The sequence below is a fragment of the Bradyrhizobium sp. 157 genome (genome assembly GCF_023073815.1).
Classification (GTDB): domain Bacteria; phylum Pseudomonadota; class Alphaproteobacteria; order Rhizobiales; family Xanthobacteraceae; genus Bradyrhizobium.
This window is the reverse complement of record NZ_JADPKF010000010.1, coordinates 22647-40231: the sequence shown is the minus strand read 5'-3', so window position 1 is coordinate 40231 and position 17585 is coordinate 22647. Positions and strand designations below refer to the sequence as shown.

The window sequence follows — 17585 nt, the reverse complement described above, 5'->3', positions numbered from 1 at the left end:
TCGTTACTCAGAGCTTGTAGAGCGCGCGGGCGTTGCTATTGAAGATTTTGCGGCGCTCGGTCTCGGTCAGCGGCGTCTTGAACGCGTAGCGCGGGTCGTCGAAATCCCAATGCGGGTAATCCGACGAGAACAGCAGGCGATCGGCGCCGACCCATTCAATCAGCGAGCGCAGATGTTTTGCTTCGTCGGGTTCGTCGATCGGCTGCGTCGTGAACCAGAAATGCTCCTTCACATACTCCGACGGACGGCGCTTGAGATGCGGCACCTCGCTACGGAAGGCCTCAAAATGCCGGTCCATGCGCCAGGTGGCAGACGGAATCCAGCCGAAGCCACCCTCGATGAACACGATCTTCAGGTTCGGGAATAGCTCAGGCACGCCTTCGAGCACGAGGCTGGTGAGCTGCGCCGCCATAGTGTGCGCGTTCGACTGGTGCTCCTCGACGTAATAGGACGGCCAGCCGCCGCCGGTCGGCGCGTGCCCGCCATAGCCGCCGACGTGAATGCCGAGCGGCAGACCGAGTTCCTGCGCGCGTGCATAGATCGGCCAGTAGCGACGCCGCCCGAGCGGCTCGTTGGCGCGCGGGCAAACGTTGATCTGCACATAGCGGCCGATTTTCGCGCATCGCTCGATCTCGGCGATCGCGAACTCCGTGTCGTCCTGGCCGGCGAGGATCGAGGCCTTCAGCCGCGGATCGCGGTCGGACCAGAACGCGAGTTGCCAGTCGTTGATGGCGCGCTGGATCGCGGCGCCGAATTCCAGGTTCTGCTGCGAGAAGATGAAGAGATCGAGCACCTGTAAGATTCCGAACTCGATATCGAGTGGATCGAGGTGCTGCTTGCGCATAAAATCGAGATCGGAGCCCGGAGGCCCACCGGTCGGCGGCCAGGCGTCGCGGCGCGCAATCAGTGGCGAGGAGCGCGGATACGGCGTGGTGCCGATGTAGGGCGTGCGGAGATGACTGCCGTAGGTGCGCAAATGCTCCTGCCAGCGCTTCGGCATGAACTGCTCGATATCGGAATGCGCATGAATACTCGGATGCACATCGCAATCGATGATGCGCAGCCGGCTTTGGGCGGCGACTTGCTCGGCGAGGATGGGACGGTCGATGACATCACTCATGCGATCCTCCTTGCGTATCCAAGTTCAAGCAGCGAGCTTCAGCCGCGGAAAAGTCTCCAGCGGATTGTCCGCGCACATGCGCGAGACAATGCTGGCCGGCAGATGCGGCGGCATCGGATCGTCGCCGTCGAACTGCCAGTGCGGATAGTCGGATGCGAACAGGAACATCTTGTCGGAGCCGATCTGCTCGATGACATCGGCAACGCCGGCGCCGTCCGGCGGACCGTCGAACGGCTGCATGGTGACGCGGATATGGTCGCGGATGATTGCGGCCGGCTCGCGCTCGACCCAGGGCACCTCGACGCGCACGCCGCGCCAGGTTTTGTTGGCGCGCCACATGAAGGCCGGCAGCCAACTCACGCCCGACTCCATCAGCACCACCTTGAGATCGGGGAACTTTCCGAAAACGCCTTCATAGATCAGGCTCAAGAGCTGGGCCTGGAATGCTTGCGCTTCGGCCAGATAATATTCGTAACGATAGGACGGCCAGCCAATCGAGCTCGGCGCGGTGCGATAGGCACTGCCGGCGTGGATCACGACCGGCAGCTTGTGCTTCGCGGCGGCTTGCCAGACCGGCCAGTAGTGCCGGCGTCCGAGCAGCGTTTCGCCCTGCGCCAGCACCAGCACGGAGACGAAGCGATTGTCGCCGGCGCGGCGCTCGATTTCGTCCACCGCCAGATCCGGCGCCTGCAAGGGCAACACGATCGAGGCGCTCAGTCTTGAATCTTTCGAAAGCCACTCGGCCGCGATCCAGTCATTGATCGCCTTGCAGAAGCCGGCCGCCATGTAAGGATCGAACACCGCCTGTGCGCCATAGACCACGTTGCAGATCGCGTGGCTCGAACCGAGCTGATCGAACGCGCCGTGCTGCACCATCTTGAGATCGCTGCCCGGCTTGCCATTGGCCGGCCGCCAGTCGGCGCGGCCGGTGAACGGCATGTTGGGCGGATAGGAGTTGAGGTCGAGGCCGTCGATGGCACGGCTGACGACCTGCTCTTTCCAGTGATCGTCGAGATAGGGCAAGAGCGTGGTGCGGGTGCCGCCCACGGCGGGATGGATGTCGCAATCGATCCGCGTGGCCGCCATCAGGGTTCCTCGGATATTCGTCACGGCGATCTTGGTGTCGCGCGGACAAATGTGCCGCCGATGCCAGGACAGCGCAAGCGCTTAAGCGCGTGGCCGCCCTGCCCGTGCCGCACAGCGGCGCAACGCTGCAATCCACCCTTCTCCCCTTGTGGGAGAAGGTGGATCAATCGTGCAAAGCACGATTGAGACGGATGAGGGGTCTGGCTCCGCGGAGAGAACCCCTCATCCGGCGCTTCGCGCCACCTTCTCCCACAAGGGGAGAAGGGAGGGAAACGACCCGCGATTGACAGATAAATCTTTCCTCATCCAAATGCCCGCCCAAGAACATCAAGCAAGGGCGGATCGCGTGGCCGGCAACGAACAAGAGACTTACGAATGCGACGCGCTGGTGGTGGGCTCCGGCTGTGCCGGGATGTCGGCGGCCGTCACCGCGGGGCATCACGGGCTCAACGTTCTCATCGTCGAGAAAGAGCCGCGTTTTGGCGGCACTACGGCGCGCTCCGGCGGCTGGCTGTGGATTCCCGGTACTTCGCTGGCGAAAGCGTGGGGCATCGAGGAAAGCCCGGACCAAGCGCGAACCTACCTGCGCCATGAAGCCGGCAACAGTTTCGATGCCGCGCGGGTCGACGCGTTCTTGAGCGAAGGGCCAAAGGCCGTCGATTTTTTCACGACCAAAACGGCGGTACAGTTCGACATGCCGCTGACCTTTCCGGATTACCACGCGGAAGCCCCCGGCGGGGCGCAGGGCGGCCGCTCGATGGTGACGCGGCCGTTCGATGGCCGCGAGCTGGGCGAGCATATCAGGGATCTCGGCAATCCCCTCCCCGAACTCACCGTGTTCGGCATGATGCTGGGATCGGGCAAGGAGATCGTCCATTTCATGCGCGCGACCAAGTCGCTGACTTCGGCGATCTATGTCGCAAAACGCTTGTCGAAGCATGCGATGGACGTGATGCGCCACGGCCGCGGCATGACATTGACCAATGGCAATGCGCTGGCCGGGCGGCTGGCGAAATCTGCGTTTGACCTGAAAATTCCGCTGTGCCTGTCCTCACCGGTTCACGAACTGATCGTCGAGGACGGCGCGGTGCGCGGCGCGGTCGTCGAGCGCCACGGAAAGCTGATCCGCGTCAACGCCAAGCGCGGCGTGGTGCTCGCCTGCGGCGGCTTTCCGCACGATGCGGCGAGGCGCAAGATGATGTTTCCGCACGCGCCCACCGGCGCCGAGCATTTTTCGCCGGGCCCGGTCGGCAACACCGGCGACGGATTGCGGCTGGCGGAGACCGCCGGCGGGCGCATCGAAGATGCGTTGCCGAACGCAGCGGCCTGGGTGCCAGTCTCCATCACCGAGCGCAAGGACGGCTCCAAGGGCGTGATGCCGCATTTCATCGACCGCGCCAAACCCGGCGTCATCGCGGTGATGCGCGACGGCAGGCGCTTTGCCAATGAAGGAAATTCCTATCATGACTTCGTGCAGGCGATGGTGAAGGCGGCAAAACCAGGCGAGGAGATCACCGCGTTCCTTGTGTGCGATCACCGCGCGCTGCGAAAATACGGCCTTGGTTGCGTGCCTCCGTTTCCGATGCCGCTTCGCCATCATCTCGCCACCGGTTACCTCAAGCGCGGCGCAACGCTGGCTGAACTGGCCGACAGAACCGGCATCGATCGACAGGGGCTCGAGGCAACGGTCGCCGAGTTCAACGCCTCGGCCGCGGAAGGCCGCGATCCTGCCTTCGGCAAGGGCTCGCGCGCCTATAACCGCTACCAGGGCGATGCGCTGCACGGACCGAACCCCTGCGTCGCGCCGATCAAGGACGGGCCGTTTTATGCGATCAAGCTGGTGGTCGGCGATCTCGGCACCTATGCCGGTATCAAGACCGACGCGTATGCCCGCGCGCTCGACGAACACGGCCAACCGATCCCGGGCCTTTATGCCGCCGGCAACGACATGGCGAGCATCATGGGCGGCAACTATCCCGGCGCCGGCATCACGCTCGGCCCCGCGCTGACGTTTGGCTACATCGCGGGTAAACATATTGCGGGCGAGGCTGCGCGCTAACGACGCTGTCGCGGCTGGAACGAACGTCGATCGATTCGATTATATCGAATCGACCGGAGGCCGTTCCATGCGTGTGCCGCACCTTTGCGCTGCCATCGTCGCTTTGAGCTTCGTTCCAACTCTAGCCTTTGCCGGCGGCACCGAGTGGCGCCGATATGTGATCGCGAGCACCGGGACCAGCGTCGACATGCCGGTCTCGATCTTCACCGTCGACGCCGGACCGCCGGAAGGCGGCACAGGACGGCGCTTTTTTACCGATGACGGCCGCGCCGACCTGACAGTGCAGTCCGTTCCCAATCCCCGGAACGATTCGCCCGCCACGTTCCTGGCCAAGATGCGGCCGCCTGCCAGCATCAGCTACAAGCGGATCACGCCTGATTTCTTCGTTGTGTCCAGCATTCGCAAGGACCGGATCTGGTACAACCGCTGCAACCGCGGCAACGGCACCCTGAACTGCGTGCTGATCAATTATCCCGTCTCCGAAAAACGCCAGTGGGACGACGTGGTCACGCGGATAAGCCATACGCTACGAAGCTAGCGCGCTCGTGATCAGATCGTAGGCACCCGGGAAAAAACGGCAGTTCTATTCCGGCGCGGGAACCGTCCGGTATGCGCTGCGTTGCTGATGGTCGGCGTCAGTAACCGCGAGGTTGTTTCGTGAATCGCAGGGATTTCCTCGCAGCTTCTACGTTACCGTTGGCAACCGGCATCGCGTCCGGGATTTTGTCCGTCGCCCGTGCCCAGCCTGTGCCGTTCGATCGATCCATCGTACGGCAAATGGCGCGCGACCTCGCAAGCAAACCCTACAAGGCGCCAAGCGAGAAGTTGCCCGACAATCTCGCCAATATCAATTACGACCGTTATCGGGCGATCCGATTCTTGCCGGACCGCGCGCTGTGGCGCGGCGAAAAATTGCCGTTCGAGGTGCAGTTTTTTCATCGCGGATTTTTTTACAAGAACCGGGTCGATATCTTTGAGGTAAAAAGCGGCCAGGCGGCGCCAATCGTCTACCGGCCCGACCTGTTTTCATTCGGCGATCTGGCGCCGCCCGGCCCGGCAGTCGATCTCGGCTTTGCCGGGTTCCGGCTCCATGCGCCGATCAACAAACCCGATTATTATGACGAAGTTTGCGTGTTTCTCGGCGCAAGCTATTTCCGCGCCGTTGCCAAAGGGCAATTGTACGGCCTTTCGGCGCGGGGGCTCGCCATCAACACCGGCGAAGCCAAGGGCGAAGAATTCCCGTTCTTCAAGACGTTCTGGATCGAAAAGCCGGCGCCGGGCGCCAACTCCATCGTTGTGCACGCGTTGCTCGACAGCGAGAGCGCCGCCGCGGCCTACCGTTTCACCATCCGCCCCGGCGACACCACCGTGTTCGACGTCGAAATGGCGATCTATCCGCGCGTCGAACTGCAACAAGCCGGCCTCGCACCGATGACCAGCATGTTCTTCTTTGGGCCGAACGACCGCAAGGACGTCGAAGACTTCCGCCCGTCGGTCCATGATTCAGACGGACTTGCGATATTCAACGGCCGCGGCGAGGAGCTTTGGCGGCCGCTGCACAACCCGCGCGACCTTCAGGTCTCTTCGTTTGCCGACCTCAATCCGCGCGGCTTCGGCCTGATGCAGCGGCAGAAGGATTTTTTCGCCTATCAGGACCTGGAATCGAATTTCGAGCGCCGGCCGAGCCTGTGGGCGGAACCGATCGGCGATTGGGGCGAAGGCGAGGTGAAGCTGCTCGAAATTCCGACCAAGGAAGAGATTCACGACAACATCGCATCGTTCTGGCGCCCCAAAGCAGCCTTGCCGGCCAAGAGCGAGCACACCTACACCTATCGTTTGCACTGGGGAGCCGATGCGCCGAAGCCCAGCTCGCTCGCGCGATTTTCCCGAACCGGCATCGGCGCGAGAGGCGACAACGCCACGATTTTCGTGCTCGACGTGACCGGCGAGCGGCTGAAATCGGTCGATCCGAAAAGCTTGCGCGGCGTCGTGACGGCCGAGAAGGCGAAGATCCAGAACATCGTTACCCAGCCAAACCCGGCGACGGGCGGCTGGCGATTGAGCTTCGAGTTGTTGAAGGAAAAGACCCCGGTCGAACTCCGCGCATCGCTCGTGCAGAACGAAGAGGCGGTATCGGAGGTCTGGGTTTATCGATGGACACCTTGACGAAACCCGGCGGCGCGCCCGGGAATCGGGATATCCCGCTGACCGATTTCCTTCCTCCGGAATCGCCGACGGACATGACAGTGCAGGCCTTGCGGCGATTCGATCCGCCACCGGCGCCCGATTTTGCGCCGATGTGGATCCGGCGCGCCTTCGTTCTGACGGGCACTGCGATCCTGACCGCGGCAGGCTGTTATGAGATGTACCGGGTGCTCCGGGTCGGCGGTGTCACGGTCCTGGAGTCGATCATCCTTGCACTGTTCGTGCTGCTGTTTGCATGGATCGCCTTCTCCTTCATGTCGGCGCTTTGCGGCTTCTTCGTGCTGCTGATGAGAAGGAAGGATGAGCTCGGCATCGACGCCAACGCGTCCCTGCCCGCGATCCACAGCCGCACCGCGATGCTGCTGCCGACCTATAATGAGGACCCTCATCGTGTCCTGGCACGATTGCAGGCGATCTATGAATCGGTCGACCAGACCGGACACGGCGCGCAGTTCGACTGGTTCGTGCTGAGCGACACCACAGATACCGCGATCTGGATCGCCGAGGAAAAATGTTTTCTCAAGCTTCGGCAGGACGTCGGTAGCACCGCCGCAATCTTCTATCGCCACCGCCCTGAGAACACCGCGCGCAAGTCGGGCAATATCGAGGAGTGGGTCAGGCGGTTCGGCTCCAATTATGAATGCATGCTGATCCTGGACGCCGACAGCTTGATGACCGGCGACAGCATCGTTCGGCTTGTTGCCGCGATGGAGACGCATCCGAAGGCCGCGCTGATTCAGACGCTACCGGTCATCGTCAATGCCAGATCGCTCTTCGCGCGCTGGCAACAATTCGCAGGCCGCCTGTACGGTCCGATGCTGGCCGCTGGGATCGCATGGTGGCATGGCTCGGAAGGCAATTACTGGGGCCACAACGCCATCATTCGCGTCCGCGCCTTTGCGCAACATGCAGGGCTACCCGAACTCCGGGGACGCAAGCCGTTCGGCGGGCATATCATGAGCCACGACTTCATCGAGGCGGCGCTGATGCGGCGCGGCGGCTGGGCCATCCATATGACGCCGACGCTCCGCGGCAGTTACGAAGAATCTCCGCCCACGCTTTCGGATTTTGCCGCGCGTGACCGTCGCTGGTGCCAGGGCAATCTGCAGCATCTGGCACTGCTGCCGACCCGCGGCTTTCATTGGGTCTCGCGGCTTCATCTGCTGACGGGGATCGGGTCATATCTCACCGCGCCGCTCTGGTTGATCTTTCTTGTTTTCGGAATCCTGGTCTCGTTGCAAGCGCAGTTCGTACGGCCCGAATATTTTCCGAAAGGCTATTCGTTGTTTCCGCAATGGCCGGCGCAGGACCCGGTCCTTGCAGCATGGGTATTTGCAGGCACGATGGGAATGCTGATCGTGCCGAAGCTGCTGGCCTTCATCGTGCTTCTTGCCGATCGCGACACGCGCAGGAAGTTCGGCGGCGGTCCGCTGGTGCTTGCCGGCATTGGTGCCGAGACAATCCTTTCCGGTTTGACCGCGCCTGTCATGATGGTCTTCCAGTCGTCCGCTGTCGGCGGAATCCTGTTCGGGCGCGACGCAGGATGGCAGGTTCAGCGCCGGGACGATGGCGCGGTCGCGCAGCGTGACATCCTCAGCACCTATTCAGTGCCGACATTGATTGGCATCGCCATGGCCATCAGCGCCTATGCCGTGTCGCTGTCGTTGCTGCTGTGGATGACGCCGGTGATCCTCGGGCTGTTGCTTTCCATTCCGATCGCGATGCTGTCGTCATCGTCGGGTGCGAACCGCAGGTCCGGATTGTTCAAAACCCCCGAGCAGACGGCGCCGCCGCCGGTGCTGGCGCGCGCCAATGAGCTCGCGAGCGCGCCGCATTCGTCGCTCGCATGCCCGCTGCGCGAATTGCTCGACGATGCTCGCCTGCTCGAAGCACACCTGAACAACCTCTCCAGACAAAGGCCGCGGAAGCGCGGCGACGTCGATCCGCATCTCGCGATCGCGCGCGCAAAAATCGAAGATGCCGAAACTTTCGAGGAGGCGGCGGGGTTTCTGAGCCAGCGCGAGAAGTTCGCGGTGCTCAATGCGCCTGCGATCCTCACCGCGCTGCTGGCGCTGCCCCGTCATCAGGCGTGAAACTTCACATTTTGCGTCACGTCGCTGCAATCTAAACTAGCGTTCCGGACCGTGGTCGGATCGGGGCACCCGCTGCGCAACCTTGGCCGGCGCGGCAAATCTGCTAGAGTGCCCGTCAGCGAGGCAAAATGGAAGCGCCCGGACCCGAGCGAAGACTCGCTGCAGTCCTTGCCGCCGACATGGTCGGCTACAGCCGGCTGATGGAGGTCGACGAGGCGGGGACACTTGCGCGTCTCAAGACCCATCGGCTCGAGCTGATCGATCCCTCGATTGCCAAGAACCGTGGCCGCATCATCAAGACCACCGGCGACGGCATGCTGGTGGAGTTCCACAGCGTCGTTGACGCGGTGTCATGCGCCGCCGAGATCCAGCGCCGGATGGCGCGGCGCAATGCCGACGTATCGCCGGCACGATGGATCCAGTTCCGCATCGGTATCAATCTGGGCGACATCCTCATCGAGGACAACGACATTTTCGGCGACGGCGTCAACGTCGCGGCCCGTCTCGAAGTGCTCGCGGAGCCGGGCGGGATCTGCGTCTCGGGCGCGGTGCGCGATCAAGTCGGCGACCGGATCGACGACATCGCCTTTGAGGATCTCGGCAATCAGAACCTCAAGAATATCACCCGCCCGATCCACGTCTTTCGGGTGCGGTTAGAACCGGATGCAGCAGAGGCCTCGGCAAGTGGCAAGGACGGCACGGCAGCGACGATAACGACCCGAAAGCCGTCCATCGCCGTGCTGCCGCTGGTCAATATGAGCGGCGATCCGGAGCAGGAATTCTTCGCCGACGGCCTCACCGAGGACATCATCACCGAGTTGTCGCGCTTCCGCGACCTTCTCGTCATCTCGCGCAACTCGACCTTCGTGCACAAGGGCAAAGCGGTAAAAGTGCAGGAGGTCGCACGCGAGCTCGACGTCGAATACGTGCTCGAGGGTAGCGTGCGCAAGGTCGGCGATCGCGTTCGCGTCACCGTGCAGCTGATCGACGCGCAAACCGACCGGCACGTCTGGGCGGAACGATATGACCGCAAGCTGGAGGACATTTTCGCCATTCAGGACGAAGTGACCGGAGCGATCGTGGCCACCCTTCCCGGCCGTGTCGAGGCCGCCACGCACGAACGCGCGAAGCGCAAGCGGACCGACAACATGGCGGCCTACGAGTGCGTGCTGGCTGCCAAGGTGCTGCACCACCGCTCACAGCGCGACGCCAACGCCGAGGCGCAGGCCCTGCTCGACCGCGCCATCGCGCTCGATCCGAATTATGCGCACGCCCATGCCTGGAAGGCGTGCGTGCTGGGCCAAACCTGGATCTATGGATGGTGCGAAGATCGCGACGTCACCTTCCAGCACGTGGCTGCCGAGTTGCAGATCGCGCTGGCGCTCGATGATAATGACAGCGACGTTCACCGCATCCTGGCCGCGGTGAACTTGACGCGCGACGATCATGACAGAGCCGCCTACCATCAGGAGCGGGCGCTCGCACTCAATCCGAACTACGATCTGGTCGTGGTGCAACAGGGCGAGTTTCTGACCTGGCTGGGGCGGCCGGAAGAAGGGATCGACTGGATCAAGAAGGCGATGCGCCTCAACCCGTTCCACCCCGAGCGCTTCTGGAACCACCTCGGTCGCGCGTATTATTGCGCGGAGAAATTTGCGGAAGCCGCCGAGGCCTTCGCGCGGATCACGCGGCCCGACTTCACCCATCACGCTTTCTTGGCCGCCATTTTCGCACAGATGGGCGACGCCGTTGCGGCCTCCGCCCATGCCGCAGAGGTCATGAGGCTTGAGCCGGGTTTCTCGGTGGCCGGCTATCTCGCCACCCAGCACTACAAGCATGAGGCAGACCGCCGACGGCATGAGGCCGGCCTGCTCAAGGCGGGGTTACCGGCGTGAGGTTCGCCGGGATCAAATCGCGGTGGACGAGTTCTTGATGCTGCCGGTCTGTAGTTCGCGGCCGCAGCCCGCCTTCGCCAAGTGGCTTCGGCGAGGCAGCCTTCGCTTGCTTCGCTACGATAGAGGAGAATGTGGCTTGCCTAGCCGTAGCTTGCGAAGCAAGCGAAGGCTGGTGGGCGCGACAGGGATCGAACCTGTGACCCCTACCATGTCAAGGTAGTGCTCTCCCGCTGAGCTACGCGCCCCAGAATGGGATGACCTGTCATCCCGCTCCAGCTTTATTCGTATTGGGTGGGGTCCGTATATCGGCTCCAAAGCGCCCGGGCAAGGATGCTCGGGACTAATTTCTGGTGCCTTTTCGAACGAAATAGCCGCCGAATCAGGCCGCCAGCATCTTGTTCACTTCGCTGACCAGTTCGCGGAGGTGAACGGGCTTGGCCAGCACCTTGGCGTTCTTGGGGGCCTCCGAATCGGAATTCAGGGCGACCGCGGCAAAGCCGGTGATGAACATGATCTTGATGTCGGGGTCGAGTTCCGAGGCACGGCGCGCCAGCTCGATGCCGTCCATTTCGGGCATCACGATATCGGTCAACAGCATCTCGAACGGCTCCTCGCGCAGCCGCTGATAGGCCGACATGCCGTTGTCGTGGGGCGAGACCTGAAACCCGGCGTTTTCCAGCGCCTTGACCAGGAAACGTCGCATGTCGTTGTCGTCTTCGGCGAGGAGGATCTTGTGCATGGCGGTCAGTCGTCGAACCTGGCTTGGAGGATCATTGCGCTCACTAAGACCGACAGAGGGTAAATTTCGGGTGAAAGGTAACGGCTTCTTGGCGGCAGCGGGCGGCGCTATTTTTGTAGCGGCGCGCATCAGGATCGATCAAGGCGGCGCTTTTCAGGCGTTTACAACACCTTCCAGGAGAACGGTGGCTTTTTTCGCTTGGCAGAATGATTACGATTACGGACAATGTATTCTTACAACACCCTGCCCTCCGGCAGAATCGGTCGCATGATCGACTGGCCGAAGGGAAATGCGGACATTCAAGGGACGGCGCCCGACGATGACCCAGTTTGATGGCGAACTGTCGCCTCCCTTCGAGATCGTGGAGCCGCAGCATTGGCGGGCGCCGATCATCTTCAACTCGCCCCACTCCGGCTCGGTCTATCCGTCCGAATTCCTCAACGCCTCCCGGATCGACCTCGCCGCGCTGCGCCGGTCCGAGGATTCGTTCATGGACGAATTGATCGGTGGCCTGAGCGACCAGGGTTTTCCGACGGTGCGGGTCAATTTCCCCCGCTCCTATGTCGACGTGAATCGCGAGCCCTATGAACTCGATCCACGGATGTTCACCGGCCGCCTGCCGAGCTTTGCCAATACCCGTTCGATGCGGGTGGCCGGCGGCCTTGGCACCATCCCGCGCGTGGTCGGCGACGGGCAGGAAATCTATCGCGAGCGGCTTTCCGTCGATGATGCGCTGGGGCGGATCGAGGCGCTCTACAAGCCGTACCACCGCGCGCTGCGGCGGCTGATCAACAAGGCCCATCAGGCGTTCGGGACCGTGATCCTGGTCGATTGCCACTCGATGCCGTCGGTCGGCGTGTCCAGAGACGAGCCGCGGCGGCCGGATATCGTGATCGGCGATCGCTACGGCACCAGCTGCGCGAGCCTCTTGCCCGACGTCGTCGAGCAGATCATGAGCGGGCTCGGCTATTCGATCGGCCGCAACAAACCCTATGCCGGCGGTTTCATTACCGAGCACTACGGCAACCCTGCGAGCGGCCTGCACACCGTGCAGCTCGAACTCAACCGAGCGATCTACATGGATGAGCGACGCAGGGAGCGCAGCCCGCGCTTTGCCCAGGTGGTCACTGATTTCGCGATGTTGGCGAACGCGCTGGCGCAGGTGCCGCTCGGCGATCTCGGCCCGTTCCAGGCAGCGGCGGAGTAGAAGTCAGATTGTCATTCCGGGATGGTCCGAAAGGACCAGACCTCAGATGCGCAATTGCGCATTGGGAATCTCGAGATTCTCAGATGCGCGACTGCGCATCTGAGTTCGCTTCGCGCCCCGGAATGACATCTACCCCAAAAGAAAAAAGGGCCGCTTGAATGAACAAGCGGCCCAAGTCTAGGGAGGAAACGCCCAAGGAGGGCAGCGATAGCGCGAGGCGCTACCGCACCGCAACAATATGCGACCGCGCTGCACAAAAGGCAAGTGTTTTCGGATCTCTTCCGGTGCAAACAAGCTCAGTCTGGCGAATCGGCACACCGGCGAATCCGGCCTTTTAGTTAAATAATATCAATTACTTACAACAAACGTCGCGTGAGTTCCGTGCTTACTGCAGTGCTGGTATGCCAAAAATCGCGACTTCGTGATGGCCGCGCTAACCAAAAATCCACGCCTAAACGAAGCCTTTTCGAAAGCCGATTCGAAAGTCCGTTCGCAAGACGAATGGGAATAACGTGCCGTTGGCGATGCGCGGCAGCCCGGATTGGGCTAGGCAAGAGACGGCATTTCTAGTGCGGTAAGGGACAGCCGTGACGGTTATCGATTTTACAGCGTTTATCGGGCGGCTTGCTACCGCCTCGGGCGAGACCATCCTGCCGTTCTTCCGGACCTCACTTTCGATCGACAACAAGAGCGCCAGCGACTTCGATCCGGTCACCGAGGCCGACCGCGCCGCCGAGGCCGTCATGCGCCGCCTGATCAAGGCCAATTTCCCCCAGCACGGCATCGTCGGCGAGGAATTCGGCAACGAGCGCGAGGATGCCGAATATGTCTGGGTGCTCGACCCTATCGACGGCACCAAATCCTTCATCGCGGGCTTTCCGATCTGGGGCACCCTGATCGCGCTCTTGCACAAGGGCACGCCGGTGTTCGGGATGATGCACCAGCCCTATATCGGCGAGCGGTTTTCCGGCGATAGCGGCTCAGCGCATTATTCCGGGCCATCGGGCGAGCGCAGGCTGACGGTGCGCCGCTGCGGGTCGCTGAACGAGGCCACCTCCTTCACGACCAGTCCGCTGCTGATGAACGCCGCCGACCGCGATATCTTCGGCCGAGTCGAACATGCGGTGAAGCTGTCGCGCTATGGCGGCGACTGCTATTCCTACTGCATGCTGGCGGCCGGCCATCTCGACCTCGTGGTCGAGACCGAACTCAAGCCCTATGACATCGCGGCATTAATCCCGATCGTCACCGGCGCCGGCGGTGTCGTCACCAATTGGGAGGGCGGACCCGCCCAGAGCGGCGGCCGCATCGTCGCCGCCGGCGACGCCCGGGTGCACGAGGCCACGCTGAAGTTGCTGAAAGGCTAGGAGCACAGGACCCCGGACCCCGATGGACGCATTGATCGTTGTCGATATGCAGGTCGGGCTTCTCAATGGGAAACCGAAGCACGATCTGAGCGGCGTCATCGAGCGCATCAACCGGCTCGCCGCCAGCATCCGCGAACGTTCAGGCCTGGTGATTTTCGTGCAGCATTGCAGTGGCGCGGAAGACGATTTCGTGCCTGATACGTCGGGCTGGGCGCTTCTGCCGGAGCTGAATCGCGCGGCTGCCGACATCGTCATTCGCAAGACCCTGAACGATCCCTTCGTCGGGACCGATCTCGCGGCGCGCCTGAAGGAAATCGCGCCGGACCGGATCCTCATCACGGGGTGGGCAACTGATCTTTGCGTCGATGCAACGGTCCGATCGGCCGTTTCGAACCACTACGACGTTGTGGTGGTGACCGACGGCCATACTGTGAACGACCGGCCCCATCTCGACGCGGCGAGCGTCATTCGTCACCACAACTGGGTCTGGAGCCACTTGATCACGCAGCGGTCGGTCAGGCTCGCACGTACGGACGAACTCCTGCTCTGACGAGACTCGGCTTCCGCCGCAACTGACGGCACCTTGCATAGAACAGTTTATCGCGTACGATGCCCGCCAACGCGCACAACAGATGCGCCATCGGGGAGCATTCATGAGACTGCCGAGCAAGCTGCTTGCTGGATTGGTGCTGCTATTGTTGCCAGCGCCAGCCTCGGCGCAGGACTTTCCCGCAAAACCGATCAAGCTGATCGTTCCATTCCCAGCCGGCGGCCCCAACGACATTATCGCGCGCGTGATCGGCCAGCGTATATCCGAGATTACAAAGCAGCCGGTGCTGATCGACAACCGCGGCGGCCAGGGCGGCGTGCTCGGTACCGACGCGGTCGCAAAGGCCGCGCCAGACGGTTACACCATCGCGATTTCGAGCGCGGGCGCGCTTGCCATCAGCCCGAGTATGGAAAAGGTCGCCTACGATACGCTGAAGGATTTCGCGCCGGTAACGCTGGTTGCCAGCGTGCCCGAGATGCTGGTGGTTGCGACCAACGTCCCCGCCAAGGACATGAAAGAACTGATCGCGCTCGCCAAGGCGCAGCCGGGGAAATTGAATTTCGCCTCTTCCGGTCCCGGCAGCCTGCCGCATCTGGCGGGCGAGTTGTTCAAGCTGACGGCCAACATCGACATCGTCCACGTGCCCTACCGCGGCGCGGCGCCAGCGGTGAACGACCTGCTCGGCCAGCAGGTGCAGATGACGTTCCTCGACCTGCCGGTGCTGTTGCCGCAGATCAAGGCAGGCAGCTTGCGGCCGATCGCGGTTGGCGCGCCTGAGCGGGCGCCGACCGCGATGGAGGTGCCGACCACTGCGGAAGCCGGGATGCCCGGCCTGATCATCGAGAACTGGTACGGCATGGTGGCGCCCGCGGCCACCCCGCCGGCAATCGTCGCTGCCTTGCACAAGATCACGACCGAAGCGATGGCCGATCCGACCGTAAAGGAAAAGCTCGCGGCCCAGGGCGCGACGCTGGTCGGCAACACGCCGGAGCATTTCCGCGGCTTCATCGACAGCGAAATCAAGAAATGGGCGAAGGTGATCAAGGACGCGGGAGTCATGACGACGAAGTGAGCATCACGGCGCGGACAGCCGCATCCCTGCTTATGGCTGTGCTAAAGACCGAATAACCGGGACATCTGGCGCGAGATCGCGCTTCGTGCAGGCCCGACCATGACAAGTGACCGGAGGCTTTCTTGAAGGCTCTTCGCGTGCTTCTCACCGGATTGTCCGTGCTGCTTCCAGCCGTCGCGGCAGCGCAGGATTTTCCGAGCAAACCGATCAAGCTGATCGTGCCGTTCCCGGCCGGCGGCCCCAACGACATCATTGCGCGGCTGGTCGGCCAGCGCATGTCAGAAATGACAAAGCAGCCGGTCGTGATTGACAATCGCGGCGGCCAGGCCGGCGTGCTCGGCACCGATGCGATCGCAAAGGCAGCCCCCGACGGCTACACCATCGGAATCGTGAGCGCGAGCGCGCTGGTCATCAACCCGGCGATGGAAAAGGTGCCCTATGACGTGGCGAAGGACTTCACGCCGGTCACGCTGGTGACGACGGTGCCGGAGATGCTGGTCGTCGCCAGCAACGTGCCCGCCAGCGATATGAAGGAGCTGATCGCGCTCGCCAAGGCACAGCCCGGGAAACTCAATTTCGCATCCGCCGGTGTCGGCGGCATGCCACACCTTGCCGGTGAACTACTCAAGCAGACGGCCGGAATCGACATCGTGCACGTGCCCTACCGGGGCGCTGCGCCGGCCATCAACGATCTGCTCGGCCAGCAGGTGCAGATGGCGTTCCTCGATCTGCCGGTGTTATTGCCGCACATCAAGTCAGGCAGCCTGCGCCCGATTGCGCTTGGCGCTCCGAAACGTGCGCCCACCTCACCTGAGGTGCCGACCACTGCGGAGGTCGGCATGCCGGATCTCCTGATCGAAAACTGGTACGGCATGATCGCGCCGGCCGGAGTGCCCGGGGCGATTGTCGCCACCCTAAACCGCGTCGCCAACGAGGCGATGAACGATCCGCAGGTGAAGCAGAAGCTTGCAGATCAAGGCCTGACGGTCGCCGGCAACACGCCGGGGCATTTTCGCGACTATATCGGAACCGAGGCCCAGAAATGGGCGCGCGTCATCAAGGCTGCCGGCCTCGCCATCGGCAAGTAACGCCGGGGCTTCCCAGACCTTCAGCATTCGCGCTCCCTCACATGTTCAACGTGGCGCAGATTTGCGGAGGTGCTCGGCCAGTTGCTGCGCGGGCTTGGGCAGCGCGCGAAAGCTCCGCGCACAAATCACGAGCCGCCGGTTGGCCCAGGAATCCCTGATCCTGATGACGTTGATCTTCATCGATCGCGCGCATCGCTTTGCCGCGACTTCAGGCATCACGCCAATCCCGATGCCGGCGGCGACCATCTGGCCAATCGCATCGAAACTGTTCAGCCGCGCACGAAAGCGCAGCCGCGCGCCGAGACGCGCCGCCTGTCCGCTGACATGGGCGTGCAGCGCGATCGAGCTGATCAGGCCGACGAAATCGCGCTTCACCACTTCGGCGAAATCAACCTGCCGCCGATTAGCCAATTCGTCGTTCCGTGCGGCAACCAGCACCAATCGATCTTCGCTGAACGGTATCCGCTCGATATTGTCTGCAAGCGCGTGTTCGGCCGCAAGCCCGAGATCGGCGGCACCGATGACGATGGCGCGGGCAATGTCGCTGCTTTCGCGTTCCTCGACGTCGATCGAAATGTGAGGATGTGCAGCCAGAAAGGCTGCCAACGTCTTCGGCAGATATTCCGAAAGCCCCGATGTGTTGGCGAGGAAGCGGACGGTGGCCTTCATGCCGCGGGCAAAGTCGGCGAGATCGCCGCGCATGGTCTCGATATTGTGAAGCACGATCCTGGCATGATCGAGCAGGCTTTCGCCGGCCGGTGTCAGTTCGACGCCACGGCGGCCGCGCGCGAGCAGCGAAACGCCAAGCGCTTCTTCCAGGCCCTTGATCCGCTCACTCGCCGACGCCAGCGCGAGATGGACCCGTTGCGCGCCATTGGTGATGCTTCGCGTCTCGGCCACGGCGACGAAGAGCTGAAGATCGACCAGATCAAAACGCATCGGGATTCCTGGCGGGGGCGGACCTGCAGCCAAGCCGTCATTGGAGCGGAGCGAAGCAATCCATCGCGCGGCATAAGGATAGATGGATTGCTTCGTCGTTTCGCTCCTCGCAATGACGGAGGGAGCTGCTAGCCTTCGGCCAATCCGAAGGCTATCTCCGTAATC

General features: G+C 62.6%; 15 protein-coding genes and 1 tRNA gene. 11 read left to right on the top strand and 5 right to left on the bottom strand.

Features of this window, described 5'->3' with window-relative positions; genetic code table 11:
- Positions 1-7: 7 nt before the first annotated feature.
- The gene (locus tag IVA95_RS01440) at positions 8-1120 is read right to left on the bottom strand and encodes an amidohydrolase family protein (protein ID WP_247508876.1); all 1113 of its coding nucleotides are present in this window, start codon (positions 1118-1120) and stop codon (positions 8-10) included.
- A 24-nt stretch (positions 1121-1144) separates the two neighbouring features.
- Positions 1145-2206 (bottom strand): amidohydrolase family protein, encoded by a 1062-nt coding sequence (locus tag IVA95_RS01435; RefSeq protein WP_247508875.1) that lies wholly within the window; start codon positions 2204-2206, stop codon positions 1145-1147.
- 310 nt (positions 2207-2516) lie between these two features.
- Here IVA95_RS01435 and IVA95_RS01430 point away from each other — a divergent pair, with 310 nt between their 5' ends.
- The 5 genes from IVA95_RS01430 to IVA95_RS01410 all read left to right on the top strand — a co-directional run bounded on the left by IVA95_RS01430 (position 2517) and on the right by IVA95_RS01410 (position 10458).
- Positions 2517-4265, top strand: coding sequence for an FAD-dependent oxidoreductase (locus IVA95_RS01430; RefSeq protein WP_247508888.1), 1749 nt, complete (start codon positions 2517-2519; stop codon positions 4263-4265).
- 67 nt (positions 4266-4332) lie between these two features.
- Positions 4333-4803 carry a hypothetical protein gene (locus IVA95_RS01425; RefSeq protein ID WP_247508874.1) on the top strand — a complete coding sequence of 157 codons (471 nt, stop codon included), beginning with the start codon at positions 4333-4335 and terminating at the stop codon, positions 4801-4803.
- Positions 4804-4922: 119 nt separating this feature from the next.
- Positions 4923-6431 carry a glucan biosynthesis protein G gene (locus tag IVA95_RS01420; protein WP_247508873.1) on the top strand — a complete coding sequence of 503 codons (1509 nt, stop codon included), beginning with the start codon at positions 4923-4925 and terminating at the stop codon, positions 6429-6431.
- Positions 6419-8563, top strand: a complete 2145-nt coding sequence (gene mdoH / locus IVA95_RS01415; RefSeq protein WP_247508872.1) for a glucans biosynthesis glucosyltransferase MdoH — start codon at positions 6419-6421, stop codon at positions 8561-8563. Before IVA95_RS01420 ends, mdoH begins: the two co-directional genes overlap by 13 nt.
- Positions 8564-8691: 128 nt before the next feature.
- Positions 8692-10458 carry an adenylate/guanylate cyclase domain-containing protein gene (locus IVA95_RS01410; protein ID WP_247508871.1) on the top strand — a complete coding sequence of 589 codons (1767 nt, stop codon included), beginning with the start codon at positions 8692-8694 and terminating at the stop codon, positions 10456-10458.
- Between the two features lie 170 nt (positions 10459-10628).
- Here the strand turns inward: IVA95_RS01410 and IVA95_RS01405 are convergent.
- Together IVA95_RS01405 and IVA95_RS01400 are read right to left on the bottom strand one after the other, a co-directional pair.
- Positions 10629-10703, bottom strand: a tRNA-Val gene (locus IVA95_RS01405).
- A 134-nt stretch (positions 10704-10837) separates the two neighbouring features.
- On the bottom strand, positions 10838-11197 hold the full coding sequence (locus IVA95_RS01400) for a response regulator (RefSeq protein WP_027539837.1): 360 nt from the start codon (positions 11195-11197) through the stop codon (positions 10838-10840).
- Between IVA95_RS01400 and IVA95_RS01395 the strand changes: the two genes are divergently transcribed.
- The 6 genes from IVA95_RS01395 to IVA95_RS01370 all read left to right on the top strand — a co-directional run bounded on the left by IVA95_RS01395 (position 11196) and on the right by IVA95_RS01370 (position 16481).
- Positions 11196-11468 carry a hypothetical protein gene (locus IVA95_RS01395; protein WP_247508870.1) on the top strand — a complete coding sequence of 91 codons (273 nt, stop codon included), beginning with the start codon at positions 11196-11198 and terminating at the stop codon, positions 11466-11468. The genes IVA95_RS01400 and IVA95_RS01395 overlap by 2 nt on opposite strands.
- A 48-nt stretch (positions 11469-11516) precedes the next feature.
- Complete coding sequence (locus IVA95_RS01390; RefSeq protein WP_247508869.1) at positions 11517-12404, top strand: N-formylglutamate amidohydrolase; 888 nt, start codon at positions 11517-11519, stop codon at positions 12402-12404.
- Between the two features lie 587 nt (positions 12405-12991).
- Entirely contained in the window at positions 12992-13771 is a 780-nt protein-coding gene (hisN, locus tag IVA95_RS01385) for a histidinol-phosphatase (RefSeq protein WP_247508868.1), read from the top strand.
- Between the two features lie 22 nt (positions 13772-13793).
- Positions 13794-14321 (top strand): isochorismatase family protein, encoded by a 528-nt coding sequence (locus IVA95_RS01380; protein ID WP_247508867.1) that lies wholly within the window; start codon positions 13794-13796, stop codon positions 14319-14321.
- A 103-nt stretch (positions 14322-14424) separates the two neighbouring features.
- Complete coding sequence (locus IVA95_RS01375; RefSeq protein WP_247508866.1) at positions 14425-15393, top strand: tripartite tricarboxylate transporter substrate binding protein; 969 nt, start codon at positions 14425-14427, stop codon at positions 15391-15393.
- 122 nt (positions 15394-15515) lie between these two features.
- Positions 15516-16481 carry a tripartite tricarboxylate transporter substrate binding protein gene (locus tag IVA95_RS01370; RefSeq protein ID WP_247508865.1) on the top strand — a complete coding sequence of 322 codons (966 nt, stop codon included), beginning with the start codon at positions 15516-15518 and terminating at the stop codon, positions 16479-16481.
- 45 nt (positions 16482-16526) lie between these two features.
- Here IVA95_RS01370 and IVA95_RS01365 read toward each other — a convergent pair whose 3' ends face one another.
- Entirely contained in the window at positions 16527-17420 is an 894-nt protein-coding gene (locus IVA95_RS01365) for a LysR substrate-binding domain-containing protein (protein WP_247508864.1), read from the bottom strand.
- Positions 17421-17585 lie beyond the last annotated feature (165 nt).